Origin of the sequence: Bradyrhizobium sp. CB1015 (genome assembly GCF_025200925.1) — a bacterium.
Lineage (GTDB): Bacteria > Pseudomonadota > Alphaproteobacteria > Rhizobiales > Xanthobacteraceae > Bradyrhizobium.
Genome location: NZ_CP104174.1, coordinates 7,774,301 through 7,790,680, shown reverse-complemented (window position 1 = coordinate 7,790,680; position 16,380 = coordinate 7,774,301). Strand labels below are relative to the sequence as shown.

The 16,380-nt window shown below is 64.5% G+C and carries 15 protein-coding genes; 10 read left to right on the top strand and 5 right to left on the bottom strand.

Going from position 1 to position 16,380, the window contains the following annotated elements:
* Window positions 1-70: 70 nt before the first annotated feature.
* Both N2604_RS36510 and N2604_RS36505 read right to left on the bottom strand, forming a co-directional pair.
* Window positions 71-3,475 (bottom strand): AAA family ATPase, encoded by a 3,405-nt coding sequence (locus tag N2604_RS36510; RefSeq protein ID WP_260372758.1) that lies wholly within the window; start codon window positions 3,473-3,475, stop codon window positions 71-73.
* A gap of 190 nt (window positions 3,476-3,665) precedes the next feature.
* Window positions 3,666-4,037, bottom strand: coding sequence for a helix-turn-helix domain-containing protein (locus N2604_RS36505; protein WP_260376383.1), 372 nt, complete (start codon window positions 4,035-4,037; stop codon window positions 3,666-3,668).
* A gap of 160 nt (window positions 4,038-4,197) precedes the next feature.
* On the opposite strand from N2604_RS36505, the gene N2604_RS36500 reads away from it, so the two are divergent.
* Window positions 4,198-4,932: an SDR family NAD(P)-dependent oxidoreductase gene (locus N2604_RS36500; RefSeq protein ID WP_260372757.1), complete on the top strand. Its 735-nt coding sequence runs from the start codon at window positions 4,198-4,200 to the stop codon at window positions 4,930-4,932.
* Between the two features lie 74 nt (window positions 4,933-5,006).
* Here the strand turns inward: N2604_RS36500 and N2604_RS36495 are convergent, their stop codons facing one another.
* Window positions 5,007-5,891: an amidohydrolase family protein gene (locus tag N2604_RS36495; RefSeq protein ID WP_025033762.1), complete on the bottom strand. Its 885-nt coding sequence runs from the start codon at window positions 5,889-5,891 to the stop codon at window positions 5,007-5,009.
* Window positions 5,892-6,221: 330 nt separating this feature from the next.
* On the opposite strand from N2604_RS36495, the gene ykgO reads away from it, so the two are divergent.
* The 3 genes from ykgO to N2604_RS36480 all read left to right on the top strand — a co-directional run bounded on the left by ykgO (window position 6,222) and on the right by N2604_RS36480 (window position 7,485).
* Window positions 6,222-6,347 carry a type B 50S ribosomal protein L36 gene (ykgO, locus tag N2604_RS36490; protein ID WP_006611362.1) on the top strand — a complete coding sequence of 42 codons (126 nt, stop codon included), beginning with the start codon at window positions 6,222-6,224 and terminating at the stop codon, window positions 6,345-6,347.
* 117 nt (window positions 6,348-6,464) lie between these two features.
* Entirely contained in the window at window positions 6,465-7,100 is a 636-nt protein-coding gene (locus tag N2604_RS36485) for a tetratricopeptide repeat protein (protein WP_260372756.1), read from the top strand.
* A gap of 124 nt (window positions 7,101-7,224) precedes the next feature.
* Window positions 7,225-7,485 (top strand): hypothetical protein, encoded by a 261-nt coding sequence (locus N2604_RS36480; RefSeq protein ID WP_260372755.1) that lies wholly within the window; start codon window positions 7,225-7,227, stop codon window positions 7,483-7,485.
* Between the two features lie 7 nt (window positions 7,486-7,492).
* On the opposite strand, the gene N2604_RS36475 is transcribed toward N2604_RS36480, so the two are convergent.
* Window positions 7,493-7,675: a hypothetical protein gene (locus tag N2604_RS36475; protein ID WP_135166086.1), complete on the bottom strand. Its 183-nt coding sequence runs from the start codon at window positions 7,673-7,675 to the stop codon at window positions 7,493-7,495.
* A gap of 329 nt (window positions 7,676-8,004) precedes the next feature.
* Here N2604_RS36475 and N2604_RS36470 point away from each other — a divergent pair, with 329 nt between their 5' ends.
* On the top strand, window positions 8,005-8,961 hold the full coding sequence (locus tag N2604_RS36470) for an alpha/beta fold hydrolase (protein ID WP_260372754.1): 957 nt from the start codon (window positions 8,005-8,007) through the stop codon (window positions 8,959-8,961).
* A 113-nt stretch (window positions 8,962-9,074) separates the two neighbouring features.
* Here N2604_RS36470 and cycA read toward each other — a convergent pair whose 3' ends face one another.
* Window positions 9,075-9,470 (bottom strand): cytochrome c-550 CycA, encoded by a 396-nt coding sequence (cycA, locus tag N2604_RS36465; protein WP_260372753.1) that lies wholly within the window; start codon window positions 9,468-9,470, stop codon window positions 9,075-9,077.
* A gap of 229 nt (window positions 9,471-9,699) precedes the next feature.
* Between cycA and N2604_RS36460 the strand changes: the two genes are divergently transcribed.
* From N2604_RS36460 to N2604_RS36440, 5 genes are all read left to right on the top strand, one after another.
* Complete coding sequence (locus N2604_RS36460) at window positions 9,700-11,193, top strand: FAD-linked oxidase C-terminal domain-containing protein (protein WP_260372752.1); 1,494 nt, start codon at window positions 9,700-9,702, stop codon at window positions 11,191-11,193.
* 377 nt (window positions 11,194-11,570) lie between these two features.
* Window positions 11,571-12,809 (top strand): FAD-binding protein, encoded by a 1,239-nt coding sequence (locus tag N2604_RS36455; RefSeq protein WP_260372751.1) that lies wholly within the window; start codon window positions 11,571-11,573, stop codon window positions 12,807-12,809.
* Window positions 12,806-14,128, top strand: a complete 1,323-nt coding sequence (gene glcF / locus N2604_RS36450) for a glycolate oxidase subunit GlcF (protein WP_260372750.1) — start codon at window positions 12,806-12,808, stop codon at window positions 14,126-14,128. The genes N2604_RS36455 and glcF overlap by 4 nt, the downstream gene beginning before the upstream one ends.
* An 85-nt stretch (window positions 14,129-14,213) precedes the next feature.
* Complete coding sequence (locus N2604_RS36445) at window positions 14,214-14,561, top strand: histone (RefSeq protein WP_260372749.1); 348 nt, start codon at window positions 14,214-14,216, stop codon at window positions 14,559-14,561.
* 438 nt (window positions 14,562-14,999) lie between these two features.
* Entirely contained in the window at window positions 15,000-16,013 is a 1,014-nt protein-coding gene (locus N2604_RS36440) for a TorF family putative porin (protein WP_260372748.1), read from the top strand.
* Window positions 16,014-16,380: the final 367 nt, after the last annotated feature.

Genomic DNA, 16,380 nt, shown 5'->3' with positions numbered 1-16,380 from the left:
ATGCGGATAAACGGCAGCGCGCAACACACGAGATTCAGGTCGAGGTCGGATCGGCCAAGCGCTTGCATCCCTACGGGTATTTGGAATCCATCGTCGTCTCGGAGCGGGCGGTCATCTCTCGAAGTAATACCCTGGCCGCCTGTAGATCCGGTGTCGTAAAACCCTCGGTGAACTGGCTGTAAAGTGGCGACAGCAGGTCTCGTGCCTCGACACACCGATCCTGTTCTCTCCACAATTGTGCAAGGCGTGTCGCTGCGCGCAATTCCCAGAGCTTGGCGCCCTGCTGGTGCGCGGTTGCTGCCGCATGGCCGAGCTGTGCTTCCGCGGCGCTCGCATCGACGTTTGGCAGCCGCAGCATCAGCTCGCCCGTCATCCGATGCAACTCAGCCTCAAACCATCGCTCGCCGGTTTCTTCCACCTGGTGCAGCGCCTTTGCGACCAGATCCAAGCCTTCATCCGCTGCGCCGGAACGGCCGAGCACCTCAGCCTGGAGACCGAGGAAATACGGCTCATAGAGTTCGGCTCCGGTGGCGCGCCATGCGGGAAGGCCCCGCCGAAGCTGCGCGAGCCCTGTCTCCAGCTCACCCGACTGAGTCAACGCCCATCCTCGGATCACCGTGGCCGCCGCGAGAAAATGCGGAAAGTTCTGCTCCGTCGAGAGCTCAACGAGTGTCTCGGCCCGGTCCTGCGCCTCGCGCCACGCGCCACGGTACTGCTCGAAGAAACACGCGAACAACAGGGCGTACGCCAGCGTGTTGCGGTGCGCGAGTTCGCGGGCGGAGTCGAGCGCCTCGTGGCTCCGCGCCCGGGCCTGGTCCGGATAGCCCAGCGCAAACAATGTCCATGAGGTTCCCGACAAGGCCGCCACGCGCGGATCCTGCACGTAGAGGAAGGCGAGGGAGCGATGCCGCTCCGGGTCATAGAGAGCGAGCGCCTGCTCTAAATGGGTACGGGCAACAGCCACCTCGCCGCGCCAGAACGAGCCGGTCCCGCTGACGCGGTGAGCGACCAGGGTTGCGGAGGTCTCCTGTTGGTCCTGCGCCCGGCACAGAAACTCGTCTGCCACTTCGCGCGCCGCTGTGTGCTCGGCGCGCACCCCGTGAAATACCCATTGACCGTAGAGCACGGGCCAGAGTTGGGAAGTGGCCCCGATCTGCTCGCAGAGTTCGCGAGCCCGGGCGTTGGCACGTCCCGCTTCGGGCGCTGCCCAGCCTTGCGTGGCCATCAGCGCCACGCCCAATGCTATCTGGAGGTCAAGTTCGCGCCGCCTCCGATCGGCCTCGGGTACAGCGTTGAGCAGGCTCAAGCCGTTTCGCAATTGCGTCAGCGCTTCGGCCATCGCCGAGCGGGCGATCGCTCGTTGTCCCGCCTTCAGCCAATAGTCGATCGCCGGTTCGGCCAGTCTTGCCTCCGTGTAGTGATGCGCCAGAAGCTCGGGCTGCGTCTGCACTGTCTCCGGAAAATGCTGCTCAAGCGCGCCGGCGATCCGGGCGTGCAAGCGCTGCCGCTTCGCCCGCACCAGGGTCGCATAGGCGGCGTCCCGCACGAGTGCATGCTTGAAGCTGTAGGTCGCTTGAGGCGGCGTGCCGCGCCGGAACACGAGGCCCGAACCGACGAGGTCATCCAACCCCGCCTGCAGGTCGCTCTCCGGAAGCGCCGTCGTCCTCGCGAGCAGTTCATGAGAGAATTCCCGGCCAATCGCGGCCGCGACCTGGGCCACCTCACGAGCGGGAGCCAGCCGGTCGAGCCGGGCCAACAGCGACTCCTGGAGCGTGGTTGGGATGGCCATGGGCGGCAGCGGCCCCGCGAGCGCGTAATGGTCGCCCTCATCGCGGAGCAGGTCGGTCTCCAGCACCGTCCGCGTCAGCTCCTCGACGAACAGCGGCACGCCGTCAGTCTTGGCGACGATCTGATCGAGCACCGCAGCCGGCAGCGCCTTGCCGCCGCTCAGCCGCGCGACCATTGCCGCGCCCTGCCGCCGGCTCAGCCGGCTGAGCGTCAGTGAGGTGACATGGGCATAGCGCGTCCAGCACGGCACGAACTCGGGCCGGAAGGTGATGAGGACGAGCACGCGCGCGCCTTGCACCCGGTCGACCAGCAGATCGAGCAACTCAAGCGAGGTCGGATCTGCCCAGTGCACGTCCTCGTACAACGCGAGGACGGGCCGGCGCGTTGCGAGACCGAGCACCTGATCGACCAGAACTTCGAGCGTCCGCTCCTTCTGCCGATGCGGGCTCATGTCGAGCGGCGGATAGCGCGCATCTGTCTCCAGCGATAACAACGTCGCGAGCAGCGAAGCCACCGCGATGACGTGTTCGGTCGATAGCGCAAGCAGCGCCTCGAGCTTGTCGAGCCGGGTTGCAGCGGGATCGTCCGCAGCAAAGCCCGCTGCCCGCTCCAAAAGCCCGATCACCGGATAGAGTGGGCTGGTCTGATGGTGCGGTGAGCAGTAGTGACTCAGAGGCGTATGCGGCTCATGTTCCAGTCGTCCGCGCAGCGCCCGCACGAGGCGCGACTTGCCGATGCCAGGCTCGCCCCCGAGCAGGACCACCTGGCCCTCACCCTCTTTGGCTCGCTCCCAGTGCTCGAGCAGGAGGCCGATCTCATGGTCGCGACCGACCAGCGGCGTCAGGCCTGCGCCGTGCAACGCCTCGAACCGGCTCTCGGCGGCGCCTTCGCCGACCACACGCCACGCGCGCAGGGGAACGGGAAATCCCTTTAGGATCTGCAGGCCGAGCTCGGCGAGCTCGAACAGGCCGCCAATGAGCTCTCGGGTCCGTGTGGAGATCACCACGGTGTCGGGCTCGGCCAGGGTTTGCAGGCGCGCGGCTAGGTTCGGCGTGTCGCCGACCACCGTCTCCTCGCGCGCCGCGCCTTCGCCGATCAGCTCACCGACAACGACCGGGCCGGTCGCGATGCCGATGCGGACCGCCAGCATCTCACCATGCGCCGATGCCAGACTATGTACCGCCGCGACCGCGGCGAGGCCGGCCCGCACCGCGCGTTCGGCCTCATCTTCGTGGGCGCGCGGATAGCCAAAATAGGCCAGGACACCGTCGCCCATGTACTTCGCGACGTGCCCTTCGAACCTTCCGATCGCGCCCGCCACCGCGCTCTGATAGGCCCGCAGGACTTCGGCCATTTCCTCCGGATCGAGCCGTGCCGCGAGCGCGGTCGAGTCGACCAGGTCGACAAACATCACAGTGAGTTGGCGGCGCTCGGCCTCGGATGCAAGCGAAGCGTTTCCGGAGGTGACGGTAGGGAGGGCCGCAATGGTAGTAGCCGGCATTGAGCCGGCGCGCAGTGCGGCAACGGCGGCGAGCAGCTTGCGGCGATGACCGATCGAGGCGACGCCGATCCCGATCAAATCCTCAGCCGTGACCTCCAGGAGGACCTCGGCATCGATGTCATGCTCGCGGAACGCCTGTTCGTACTGTCCCAGCCCCAGACTGCACAGCCAAGCCGTGACGTCCATGGGCGCCTCCCGGCGCTCGTCTTCAGCGCTAAGGTGCTCCAGTCTAGCTCAAGATAACGTGCGCTGCGCGATGAAACGTCAACAGACGAACTCCGAGCAAGAACAACTGGCCCAAGCCGGACTCAAGGCGAGTTGCGCCAAAGCGCTGCGATCGGGGGCGGAGCAGGCCTCGGACGACGAGCAGCGCAAGCTAGCCAGCCGACTGACGTCCTGGCCGCCTCCAGCTCGCCCGCTCGGCGAACACCCGGCTGACCTCCGCCATGTGCTCGGTGCCCCACGTGCAGAGCGGCACGAGAGCTTGGGCGAGGCTGTGACCCAAGGGCGTGAGGCTATAGTCCACCCGCGGAGGCACCTCCTTGTAGTCGGTCCGCTTCACGAGGCCATCGGCCTCCAGCTCCTTCAGCTGCTGGATCAGCACCTTGTCGCTGACGTCGCGTATGGCGCGCCGAAGCTCGCCGTAGCGGGTTGGTCCGTCCTGGGCGACGAAATACAGGATCAGCGGCTTCCACTTGCCCGAGACGACCCGCAGGGTCGCATCCAGGCCGCACGTGAAGCCGGGCAGGTTCGGCGTGCAACGTTGGACGTCAGCTTGGGCTTGCGCCGGCGGGGAGATGGGGTCTGAACGATCTGATGACATTTTTGGGTACTTACCAGAAGGTGCATACTTGTGGTTAGGTAGGTAGGCCGCCAGCTCAGTGCAACCTCAATGAAGGGAGCACATCATGAGCAGACTACAAGGCAAGACGGCGGTGGTGACGGGCGGTGGAACTGGCATCGGGCTCGGAGCCGCCAAACGGTTCGTCGATGAAGGCGCGTTCGTCTATCTCTTCGGGCGACGGCAGGAGCCGCTCGATGCCGCCGTTGCGCAGCTCGGGTCCTCGGCGCGCGCAGTCAGGGGATCGGTCACCGATTTGTCCGACCTCGACCGACTGTATGCAACGGTGAAAGTCGAACGCGGCAACGTCGACGTCCTGTTCGCCAATGCCGGGACCGGCGCGTTTGCGCCGCTCGGCCAGATCACGCCCGAGCATTACGATCAGATCTTCGACGTCAATGTCAGGGGGTTGGTGTTCACCGTGCAGAAAGCCCTGCCGCTGATGGGAAAAGGATCGTCGATCATCCTGACCGGCTCGAGCACAGGCGTGATGGGAACGCCGCAATTCAGCATCTACAGCGCGACCAAGGCGGCGATCCGCAATCTGGCGCGCAGCTGGGCGCAGGACCTGCGCGGCACGGGCATCCGCGTCAACGTGCTGTCGCCGGGGCCGACCAAGACGGAGCTGGCGCTGGAGGTCGTGGGCGAGGAAGCATTCGATGCACTCGGCAGCGCGACGCCGATCGGACGCGTCGGTGACCCCAGCGAGACCGGCGCGGTGGCCGCGTTCCTGGCGTCCTCGGACAGCAGCTACATGACCGGCGGCGAGGTTTTCGTCGACGGCGGCTTGGCGCAGGTCTGACGCTTTTAAGCAAGAGGGCTTCGGTCATGCGATCGAAGCCTTCAATGCGCTGCGCAGATCGTTGAGCGCCTGATTTAGATCCCCAGCAGCTTCCGCGCGTTCGCCTTCAGCACCTTCGGCCGGATCTCGTCGCGGATGTCGATCTTGGCGAAATCCGACAGCCAGCGGTCCGGCGTGATCACCGGCCAGTCCGAGCCGAATAGCATCTTGTCCTGCAGAATCGAGTTGATGTAGCGCACCAGGATCGGCGGGAAATATTTCGGCGACCAGCCCGAGAGGTCGATGTAGACGTTCGGCTTGTGGGTCGCGACCGAGAGCGCCTCTTCCTGCCAGGGGAAGGAGGGGTGGGCGAGGATGATCTTGAGGTCGGGGAAATCGGCCGCGACGTCGTCCATGTACATCGGGTTGGAATATTTCAGCCGCATCCCCATGCCGCCGGGCATGCCGGAGCCGACGCCGGTCTGGCCGGTGTGGAACAGCGCGATCGCGCCGCCATTGTTGATCTCTTCATAGAGCGGATAGGCCATGCGGTCGTTGGCGTAGAAGCCCTGCATGGTCGGGTGGAATTTGAAGCCGCGCACGCCGTATTCCTCGATCAGCTTGCGCGCCTCGCGGGCCCCGAGCTTGCCCTTGTGCGGGTCGATCGAGACGAAGGGGATCAGCACGTCGAGATGGTCGGAGGCGATCTCCAGCATCTCCTCGTTCTTGTAGCGGCGGAAGCCGGTCTCGCGCTCGGCATCGACCGGGAAGATCACCGCGGCGATGTTCTTGGAGCGGTAATAGGCCGCGGTCTCCGGCACCGTCGGCGGATGCTTGTGCGGCGACTTGAAATACTCCGCCATCTGCGCCTGGAAATCGTCATAGCCGTCGTCAGGATGGGTGCCGCAGGGCTCCTCGGCATGGGTGTGGATGTCGATGGCGACGACTTTGTCGATATCAGGCAGCTTCAGCTTTGGCATGGTGTCCTCCCGACAGGTTGCCGAATTGATTATAGGATATAACGAATTTGGCAAGGCGCTGGTGGCGGCAAAAGCGCAGGCGGCGAAAGTCTTTGCCAAGCCCGACCTCCAATCCGCCGGATCGGGCCGATCCGGCCGCTTCTACTGTGCATGGGGTTGTTTTCACGGATTTGCGGGGCCGTTAACATTGACATGACCTCCCGCCATGCCTTAAGAACCGCTCCGTCCCGGGCGGCCGGTCCGCCAGCGGGAAAAATCTCATTTTGCCACATTCGCGCGTGCCGAAACGGTAGTGCCGAACACGGCCTTTCGAACGTTCAGGATTCTGCCATGAAGGTCCGTAACTCGCTGAAATCGCTGCGCGGCCGCCATCGCGCCAACCGCCTGGTCCGCCGCAAGGGCCGGGTCTACGTGATCAACAAGGTGCAGCGCCGCTTCAAGGCGCGCCAAGGCTGATCTGAGCGGCTGATCCCCGCCGGGCGCCTCTCGGCGCGCCCGCAAGACCACGGTCTCACACGAGTTTGACACCGCCTTTGCTTTGCAAGGGCGGCTTTGCGCGTTTAGACTTTCACCATGGCAGTGAGATTCCGTTTCGCGCGCACCCTGTGCCTGGCCCTCGTGCTGGGAACCATCGGCCTTGCTCCGGCCGCCCTGGCCCAGCAGGTCGAGCCGCCCGGCAAGCAGAAGAAGCTCCCCGAGGCGCCGTCAAAGCTGCCGAAGGTCGACCGCGGCAAAAATCTCGATTTCCTGTTCGGCGCGCTGAAGGCGGCGCCCGACGAGGCCAGCGCCAAGCATGTCGAGGCGCGGATCTGGGCGATCTGGCTGCAGACCCCGAGCGACACCGCCGCGCTCCTGATGTCGCGCGCCAAGACCGCGGTCGATGCGAAGAAGATCGACGTCGCGATCAAGCTGCTGGATTCCGTCATCAAGCTCAGGCCCGATTACATCGAGGCCTGGAACCGGCGGGCGACGCTCTATTACATGCAGAACGACTATGGCCGCTCGCTCGCGGACATCCAGCAAGTGCTGATCCGCGAGCCGCGCCATTTCGGCGCGCTCGCCGGCCTCGGCATGATCATGCAGGAGGTCGGGGACGAGAGGCGTGCGCTCGAGGCCTATCGCAAGGCGCTCGCCGTCAATCCGCACCTGGAAAAGATCCCCGATCAGGTCAAGGCGCTGACCGAGAAGATCGAAGGCCGCGACATCTAGCTATAACTCGATGATTTCTCGAGCGATCGCGGCCGGCTCGGATTAACCACGATCCGAGCCGAGGCGTTGCAAGGACTATTGCCGGGCCTGTTGCAGGCCTACCTGCATGGCAGGAGCGAAAGCCATGAAGCGTTTGGTGGTCGCGGCTGTATTGCTGCTCGCGTCGGGAACGGTGAGCGCCGCCGATGGACTGTTCTGGGTGGTCGGCAACCGCGCCACCGGCAAATGCGCCATCGTGACCAGCAATCCGGTCATCATCGGCGACATCTGGTTCGGCGACGGTCCCTACAAGTCCAGGGCCGATGCCAAGCTTGCCCGGTCGACGATCCGCGTCTGTCCCCCGGTCACGCCCGAGCAGGAAAAGGAAGAGGACGGGACGAACTAGCTCGCGCTCAATGCAGGACGCTGCCGCCGCGCTCGACCAAGCCGCGGTCGGCGGCCGCGGCGTAAGCCTTGGCAAGCTCCGCCTCGAGATGCTCGTTGATCAGGAGCAGCGCCCGCACGGCACCGCGCAGGTCGCCGTTGCAGCTCGCGACGATTTCGTCGATTGCAGTGTCGTTCGATCTGAAGCTCATCGAAAATTCTCCGGTTCAAACCAGGACAAATCCTGCCGGTCTTTCCCGCATCTCCTGAAGCTGCGAGGAGGATCGGCGCCCATCCGCGCCTAGATGGCGGAACCGACCATGGCGATTATATGGAAGCCGCGATGACGCCTGCATGAAGCCGGTCCGAAGCTTGCGTGCCGATTAGAACAGCCCTGATTTCGTTGAGTTTTCTCGATCGCCAATTATGCACATATCCACAGCCCTTGCATTTTCAGTGGAAGCGCTGACTGCCGGCGGCGAAACTGCCGCCCGAGCAGACCCGTAACTGCCCCGTGCCCAGGATCACCCGGATTCTCTCCATGGTCGTGATGTCAGTCGTGACGGCGCTGGTTCTGCTGGCGCTGCTCACGCAGGCCGGAATCGTCGCCGTGCAGCGCGCCTTTCCGCCGCAGGGCCGCATGATCGAGGTCGACGGCGCGACGCTTCATGTCGTCGATCTCGGCCCGCGCGAGGCTGGCCTGCCGATCGTGATGCTGCACGGTGCGAGCTCCAATCTCGAAGCGATGCGACGGCCGCTTGGCGATCTCCTCGCCAGCGATCACCGCGTGATTCTGATCGACCGCCCCGGCCATGGCTGGAGCACGCGCGCAAGCCGCCAGGATTGCACGCCGCAGATTCAGGCGCGCATGATCGACGAGGCGCTTGGCAAGCTCGGGATCGATCGCGCGGTCTTCGTGGTGCATTCCTGGAGCGGCGCCCTCGGCGCTCGGATCGCGCTCGATCATCCGCACCGCGTTGCCGGCCTCGTGATGCTCGCGCCCGTCACCCATCCCTGGCGCGGCGGCGTCGGGCGCTACAATGAACTGATCGCAACGCCCGTGATCGGCCCGCTGCTCGCCTACACGATCACGCTGCCGCTCGGCTATTTCGTCACCGAAGCCGGGGCCCGCAACGTGTTCCTGCCGCAGACGATGCCGGACGGTTTCGTGCAGGACTCGGCGACGCCGCTCCTGCTGCGCCCACGCGAGTTCATCGCCAATGCCTATGATCTGGTGACGCTGAAGGAGTCGGTTGCCGCGCAAGTCGCGCGCTATGGCGAGATCAATGCGCCGGTCACGATCATCGCCGGCGAGCCCGACAAGACGGTGAGAACCAGCATCCACGCGCGCCCGTTCGCCGCGGCGGTGTCGAATGCAAAGCTGATCGTGCTGCCCGATCTCGGCCACATGGTGCAGAACGCCGTGCCGGATCTCGTGAAGGCGGAGATCGAGACGATGATAGGACACATCGCCCCGGCGCAGGCGGCCGCCGACTAAAGCGTTTTCGAGCGAAGTGGAAACCGGTTCGCGTGAAGAAAGCGCGTCAAAATAACAAAGAGGAGCTTCGGTTCTGATCCAATCAGAACCGAAGCTCGGCCGCCTTTGCCCGCTTACTGCTTGATCTTCCCGTCCTTGTCGTATTGGGCAAGGAAGGCCCAGAGATTGTTAATCTCGGTCTCGTTCTTGATGCCGGCGAACGCCATCTTGGTGCCGGGGATCTTGGCCTTGGGGTCCTTGATGTACTCCTTGAACGTGGCCTCGTCCCAGGTGATGCCGGAATTCTTGTTCGCGTCCGAGTAGCTATAGCCCTCAACCGTGCCCGACTTGCGGCCGTTGAGGCCGTTGAGCTCGGGGCCGACCTTGTTCTTGGCGCCTTCGCCGATCGCGTGGCAGGCCAGGCACTTGTTGAACGATGTCTTGCCGGCCGCGACATCCTGCGCCATCGCGGCGGGTGCGGTGGCAATGACGGTGAGGATCGTCAGCGCGCCCAAAGTCAGTTTTGTCATAAGTGTGCTCTTCGTCTCTTCCCGGGTCAGATGGAGGGTCGTGGTTTTGGCAGGTCCGATGCAAGTGGACAAGCCGCGAAACCTTGACAGGTTTCCTGCTAGCAGACTTGCCCCAGAGAGAACTTGCGCTGCAACAAAGCAATGGGACCTTCGGAGGACCTACCCAAAGACGGCAAGACATGATTGATTTGCCGAGACAATTCCATCCGTCGGACGAGGGCTTCTTAAAATGGCCATCATGATGCCCGCAAGCGACCAGGCCGTGCTGACGCGTCGCAGCGAAATCGTCGCCGCCTTGCGCGCCATCGTGCCGGGCGAAGGCGTGATCGACAGCCTCGCCGAGATGCGGGCCTATGAATCCGACGGGCTGACCGCCTATCGGCAGCCGCCCATGGTCGTGGTGCTGCCGGATACGACCGAGCAGGTCTCGCTCATCCTGAAATATTGTGCTGCGCAGAACATCAAAGTGGTACCGCGCGGCTCCGGCACCTCGCTGTCCGGCGGCGCGCTGCCGCTCGAGGACGGCGTGCTGCTCGGCCTCGGCAAGTTCAAGCGCATCCGCGAGATCGATTTCGACAACCGCGTCGTCGTCACCGAGCCCGGCGTCACCAATCTCGCGATCAGCCAGGCGGTCGCCCATGCCGGCTTCTATTACGCACCCGATCCGTCCTCGCAGATCGCCTGCTCGATCGGCGGCAACGTGGCGGAGAATTCCGGCGGCGTGCACTGCCTGAAATACGGCATGACCACCAACAACGTGCTCGGCTGCGAGATCGTGCTGATGAGCGGCGAGATCCTGCGCATCGGCGGCAAGGGGTGCGAGAATCCCGGCTATGACCTGATGGGCGTCATCACCGGTTCCGAAGGCCTGCTCGGCGTCATCACCGAGATCACGGTGCGCATCCTGCAGAAGCCGGAGACGGCGCGTGCGCTGATGGTGGGTTTTGCGCAAGTCGAGGCGGCCGGCGAATGCGTGGCCCGCATCATCGGCGCCGGCATCATTCCCGGCGGCATGGAGATGATGGACAAGCCCGCGATTCACGCCGCGGAGGCCTTCGTGCATGCCGGCTATCCGCTCGATGTGGAAGCGCTGCTCATCATCGAGCTCGATGGGCCCAAGATCGAGGTCGACGAGCTGATCTCGCGGGTGGAGACCATCGCACGAGGCTGCGGCTCGGTGACGCTGCAGATTTCCAATTCCGAGGCCGAGCGCAACCTGTTCTGGGCCGGCCGCAAGGCAGCGTTCCCCGCGGTGGGCCGCATCTCGCCCGATTATCTCTGCATGGACGGCACGATCCCGCGCGGCGCGCTGCCGAAGGCGCTCGCCCGCATCCGCGAGCTCTCGGAAAAGTACCAGCTCGGCTGCGCCAACGTGTTCCACGCCGGTGACGGCAATCTGCACCCCTTGATCCTCTACGATGCCAACAAACCCGGCGAGATCGAGCGCGCCGAGGCTTTTGGTGCCGACATCCTGCGCGCCTGCGTCGAGTTCGGCGGCGTGCTCACCGGCGAGCACGGCGTCGGCATCGAGAAGCGCGACCTGATGCCCGACATGTTCAGCGAGATCGACCTCAACCAGCAGCAGCGCCTGAAATGCGCCTTCGACGCGCAGGGCCTGCTCAATCCCGGGAAAGTATTTCCGACCCTGCACCGCTGTGCCGAGCTCGGCCGCATGCACGTGCACGCGGGCAAGCTGGCGTTCCCGGATTTGCCGCGGTTTTAGTCGGCAGTGACGGTGCACTTCCTCGGCAAAGCAGGGCAATCGCAGTTGAATTTTGCAGAGGTCGTCATGCCCGGGCTTGTCCCGGGCCTCCACGTTCTTTTGCTGCGTGGAAGGGCGTGGATGGCCGGGACAAGCCCGGCCATGACGCTGTGGAGAAAGTCGATGCCCACAGTCCACATCTCAAAGGCGAGCGCCCCTGACTTGCATGCGAGAAGGAAGAAGATCACTCACAGCAGCGCGTACTGCGCCCGCTCGCGCTTCGCCAGCAGCGGCACCGTTCCACGATGGCTCGATGAAGATCGTAGGGCGCATATCGCCCAGCGTTCCGTCACGCGTCGAATTGATTTCCTGCGCGAATTTCGCTACCGCCTTTTCCCGTGGATACGCTCAAGGTCAGAGACGCCAAAGACGTCGAAGAGGTGGTGCGCGCGGCGATTGCCAATGAGCAGCCGCTCGAGATCATCGGCCATGGCGGTAAGCGCAGCATTGGCCATACGATGGCGACCAATGCCGTGCTCGATGTCTCCGCGCTCAATGCCGTCACCTCCTACGAGCCGAACGAGCTCATCATCACGCTCCAGGCCGGGGCGCCGCTCGCCGACGTGCTGGCGCTGATCGATGCCAAGAACCAGCAATTCGCCTTCGAGCCGATGGATACCGCGCCGCTGCTCGGCACGCCGTTGTCAGGCACCATCGGCGGCATGATCGCGGCCGGGCTCGCCGGGCCGCGGCGGATCAGGGCGGGCGGGGCGCGCGATCACCTGCTGGGCGCGCATGCGGTCTCCGGCTTCGGCGACAGCTTCAAGACCGGCGGCAAGGTGGTGAAGAACGTCACCGGTTACGACCTCTGCAAGCTGTTGGCGGGGTCCTGGGGCACGTTGTCGGTGATGACCGAGGTCACGCTGAAGGTGATGCCCAAGCCCGAGGCCGAGCGGACGCTGCTGCTGCGCGGGTTAGATGATGCCGCCGCCAACAAGGCCATGACCGCGGCGCTCGGCTCGCCCTTCGACGTCTCGGCCGCCGCGCATCTGCCGAAATCGGCGCTCCGGGCCAAGACCGAGGGCCTGGGCGATCTCGCGGGGGAGGGCGAGGCGCTGACGGTGCTGCGGCTCGAAGGCATCACCGCGTCTGCCGCGCACCGCGCCGGCTCGCTGCGCGAATTGCTGGCGCCGTTTGGAGCCGCGACGCTGATCGAGGACGTGGCATCCGCGGCGTTGTGGACCGCGATTCGCGACGTGCTGCCGTTCGCGGCCAGCGGTGCGCTCGGCGCCTGGCCGGTCTGGCGCATCGTCTGCCCGCCGGCCTCGGGCGCGACGCTCGGCACGCAGCTGGCGCGCGAGACGGGCGGCGATGTGATCTACGATTGGGGCGGCGGTCTGATCTGGGCGGCGCTCCCGCCGAAGTCGGACGCGCATGCCGCGCTCGTGCGCACGCGCGCGAACGCGGTCGGTGGACATGCCACGCTGATCCGGGCGACTGATGATGTCAGGCGCGACGTCGATGTGTTCCATCCGCAAGCACCGGGTATTGCGGCACTCAGCGAGCGGGTGCGCGCCAGCTTCGATCCGAAGACCATTCTCAACCGGGGACGGCTCACGCGGAGCGCTGGCCGATGAAGACCGAATTCTCACTGGCGCAGCTCGCCGACCCCGATATCGCGGAAGCCGACAAGATCCTGCGCGCCTGCGTCCATTGCGGCTTCTGCACCGCAACCTGCCCGACCTATGTGCTGCTCGGCGACGAGCTCGATAGCCCCCGCGGCCGCATCTATCTGATCAAGGAGATGCTGGAGAAGGACCAGGCGCCGACCGCCGACGTGGTCAAGCATATCGACCGTTGCCTGTCGTGCCTTGCCTGCATGACGACCTGCCCCTCGGGCGTCAACTACATGCACCTCGTCGACCAGGCCCGGGTCCGGATCGAGCAGCGCTATCGGCGGCCGCTGGCCGAGCGGTTGTTGCGCCAGGTGCTGGCCTTCGTCCTGCCGGACCCGCAGCGCTTTCGCATCAGCATGTGGCTGGCGCGGCTCGCCCGTCCGCTGGGGGTCTTGCTGCCGACGCCCCGGCCTTCGGCGACGCCCGGCTTGATCCAGCGGATCAAGGCGATGCTGGCGCTGGCGCCGAACCGGCTGCCGCCCGCAGGGCCTGCCGCCGGCAGCGTGTTCGCAGCGCTCGGCAAGAAGCGCGGACGCGTGGCGCTGCTCCAGGGCTGCGCCCAGCAGGTGCTGGCGCCCCGCATCAACCAGGCCGCCATCAGTCTCCTGACCCGCCATGGCATCGAGGTTGTCCTGGTCCGGGACGAGCAGTGCTGTGGCGCGCTGACCCATCACCTCGGCAACGACCAGGATGCGCTGGCGCGGGCTCGCGCCAACGTCGCGGCGTGGCGGAAGGAAATGGCCGGCGAGGGGCTCGATGCCATCCTGGTGACGACCTCCGGCTGCGGCACGGTGATCAAGGATTACGGCTATCTCCTGCGCGAGGACACAGCGTTCGCGGCCGATGCGGCGAAGGTGTCGGCGCTCGCCAAGGACATCACCGAATACGTCGCCGGCCTCGAGCTTGCGACGGCGGCGAGAGCGGACGACATCGTCGTCGCCTATCACTCCGCGTGTTCGTTGCAGCATGGACAGAAAATCACAGGCCTTCCGAAAGAATTGCTTTCCAAGAATGGATTCGTGGTGAAAGATGTGCCCGAGAGCCATTTGTGTTGCGGTTCGGCGGGGACTTACAACATTCTCCAGCCCGAGCTTGCGGGCCGGTTGCGTGATCGCAAGGTCGCCAACATCGCGAGCGTCAAGCCGGACATGATTGCCGCGGGCAATATCGGCTGCATGGTGCAGATTGCCAGTGGCACGTCAGTTCCGGTCGTACACACGATTGAGCTTCTCGATTGGGCGACGGGCGGGGCGCGGCCGGCACTGAACGCGCAGGTTTGAGCTTTCAGGAGCCTGAACTGTCCTCCCGAGGTGACGACTGAAGACGCCCGATCGACCATTGTTCGGCGGCAACAGGAGGACCACGATGGCGAAAGCGAAGAAGAAGAAAAGCAAGAAGGCCAAGAAGGCCAAAAAGGCCGTAGCGGCGAAGAAGACCGCGAAGAAGACGACGAAGAAGAAGGCAGCCAAGAAGACCGCGAAGAAATCTGCCAAGAAGGCCGCCCCGAAGAAGGCTGCCAAGAAGACAGCAAAGAAGGCGGCGGCCAAGAAGGCTGCTCCGAAGAAGGCCGCGAAGAAGGCGGCACCGAAGAAGGCGAAGGCAGCGCCTGCTCCGAAGCCGTCGGCACCGGCGGAGACTCCGGCGCCCGCCGAGACAAGCTGGGCGATGCCTTCGTCTTCTGCGGAAGCGGCGCCGGCCGAGGGACAGGGGTAGGAAGGCGACCTTTCATCGCCTGCGGACTGTCACTTCGGACTGTAACTTGCGACTGCAGCTTGGACTGTAACAAGAAGGCCGCGGCATCCCGGTGCTGCGGCCTTTTTGCATCGCCGCAAGCCGGCCTCGGCCGCGGTGTCCACCCCAGCCTTGATTCGTAAGCGCAGATGTCACGCCGCCGGGTGGTCCCCGGGCTTACACGGGTCTGCTGTGCCCTTTGGAGGGCAAATAATGTGATCGAGAAGCCACACAGGCTGATAACCTTTCGTGAAACCGTCAAAACGCCTAAAAAGTCGGCAGATGCCCGCGCTTTTTGCTTCACCGTTCGCTAGCCTCGCTCCAGATTGTCGCAGTAACGCAATTTTGCAGACAGGTCGCACGTTCCGGGGGGCTTCCGGGATCCGGCTGGCAAGTAAGAACGGGTAAATGGGGATCGAAATGAAAAAAGTGGCTTTGTTGGCAACGGCGCTGGCAATGGTGACGACGGGTTCCGCCTTCGCAGCGGATTTGCGCGTAAAGGCACTGAAAGCCCCGCCGCCGCCGGCCTTCGATCCGTGGGATATCGCCTTCGGCGGCGCGATCATGAGCGACTACATCTTCCGCGGCATCACCCAGTCGAACCACAAGCCCTCGGTCGCGGCCTATATCGAGCCCCGTTACAACGTCACCAAGGACCTCCAGCTCTATTTCGGCGTCGCGGGTGAGAGCATCTCCTTCCCGAACCGCGCGGCGGCCGAGATCGACGTCTACGGCGGTATCCGCCCGACCTTCGGCGCCTTCGCCTTCGACATCGGTGTCTGGGGTTATCTCTATCCGGGTGGCACCTGCTATTATGGCGCGCCTGCGATCGATTTCGCCGGTAACTTCCAGGGTGCAGAGTGTGCCGAGAAGGCCCTGCTCAACACCAACGTGATCAAGAAGGATCTGAGCTTCTTCGAAGTCTACGGCAAGTTCACCTATACGGTGAACGACAACTGGTCGTTCGGCCTCAATGAATACTACACGCCGAGCTTCCTGAACTCGGGAGCTTGGGGCAACTACACCTCGATCGTGGGCAAATTTACTGCTCCCAGCACGATTTTCGGCTCGAGCGGCGTCGGCATGTATGTGTCGGGTGAGTTCGGCCGGCAGTGGCTCGGCACGTCCGACAGCTTCTATGGTACCTTTGCGTTCCCGAACGGCATCAAGTACGCCGACTACAACACCTGGAACATCGGCATCGGCTTCACCTACAAGATCATGACCCTCGACCTGCGCTACTCCGACACCGACCTGTCGAAGGGCGACTGCAACGCCTTCACCAGCGACTATTCGGCGCGCGGCAACATCACCGCTTCGAGCGGCACCTTCCTGACGCCGATCAATCCGAGCGGCGTCGGCTCCAACTGGTGCGGCGCGGCCGGTATCGCCAAGCTCTCGTTCGACCTGACGGCGGCGACCAATCTGAAGTAAGTTTCTTCCTGAAACGACTTCGCGAGGGCGGCAGGGCAACCTGCCGCCCTTTTGCTTTTGGGGGGCGGATGGGAAGGTGTTCCACCGCTGGGCGAGAGCGCGAAGTGTGGGGCTGCTGGCGCTGACGCCTCACACTCCGTGATTGCGGTTGCAGTATTGATTTATGGATGTGAGCCGCGTCTCGTTCTGTGCCCCGGACGCCATAAGCGCGTTTACGCGCGTCTTCGACGCGCTATGGCAACGCTCCTTCAGCGGTGCGCTGCAGAGCCGGGGCCCATCCTTGGGTCCATCCTTGGCACCGTGGGTCCCGGCTCTGCGCCTCAACGCTCAAGGGCGTTGCGGCTTGTCCGGGACATGAGAGGAGGTG

Bases quoted from the DNA above. Each gene is read 5' to 3' on its own strand.
- N2604_RS36500 (WP_260372757.1), top strand. From the start codon at position 4,198: ATGAGCAGACTACAAGGCAAGACGGCGGTGGTGACGGGCGGTGGAACT.
- N2604_RS36470 (WP_260372754.1), top strand. From the start codon at position 8,005: ATGGTCGTGATGTCAGTCGTGACGGCGCTGGTTCTGCTGGCGCTGCTC.
- glcF (WP_260372750.1), top strand. From the start codon at position 12,806: ATGAAGACCGAATTCTCACTGGCGCAGCTCGCCGACCCCGATATCGCG.
- N2604_RS36440 (WP_260372748.1), top strand. From the start codon at position 15,000: ATGAAAAAAGTGGCTTTGTTGGCAACGGCGCTGGCAATGGTGACGACG.
- ykgO (WP_006611362.1), top strand. From the start codon at position 6,222: ATGAAGGTCCGTAACTCGCTGAAATCGCTGCGCGGCCGCCATCGCGCC.
- N2604_RS36485 (WP_260372756.1), top strand. From the start codon at position 6,465: ATGGCAGTGAGATTCCGTTTCGCGCGCACCCTGTGCCTGGCCCTCGTG.
- N2604_RS36510 (WP_260372758.1), bottom strand. From the start codon at position 3,475: ATGGACGTCACGGCTTGGCTGTGCAGTCTGGGGCTGGGACAGTACGAA.
- N2604_RS36495 (WP_025033762.1), bottom strand. From the start codon at position 5,891: ATGCCAAAGCTGAAGCTGCCTGATATCGACAAAGTCGTCGCCATCGAC.
- N2604_RS36480 (WP_260372755.1), top strand. From the start codon at position 7,225: ATGAAGCGTTTGGTGGTCGCGGCTGTATTGCTGCTCGCGTCGGGAACG.
- N2604_RS36475 (WP_135166086.1), bottom strand. From the start codon at position 7,675: ATGAGCTTCAGATCGAACGACACTGCAATCGACGAAATCGTCGCGAGC.
- N2604_RS36460 (WP_260372752.1), top strand. From the start codon at position 9,700: ATGGCCATCATGATGCCCGCAAGCGACCAGGCCGTGCTGACGCGTCGC.
- N2604_RS36445 (WP_260372749.1), top strand. From the start codon at position 14,214: ATGGCGAAAGCGAAGAAGAAGAAAAGCAAGAAGGCCAAGAAGGCCAAA.
- cycA (WP_260372753.1), bottom strand. From the start codon at position 9,470: ATGACAAAACTGACTTTGGGCGCGCTGACGATCCTCACCGTCATTGCC.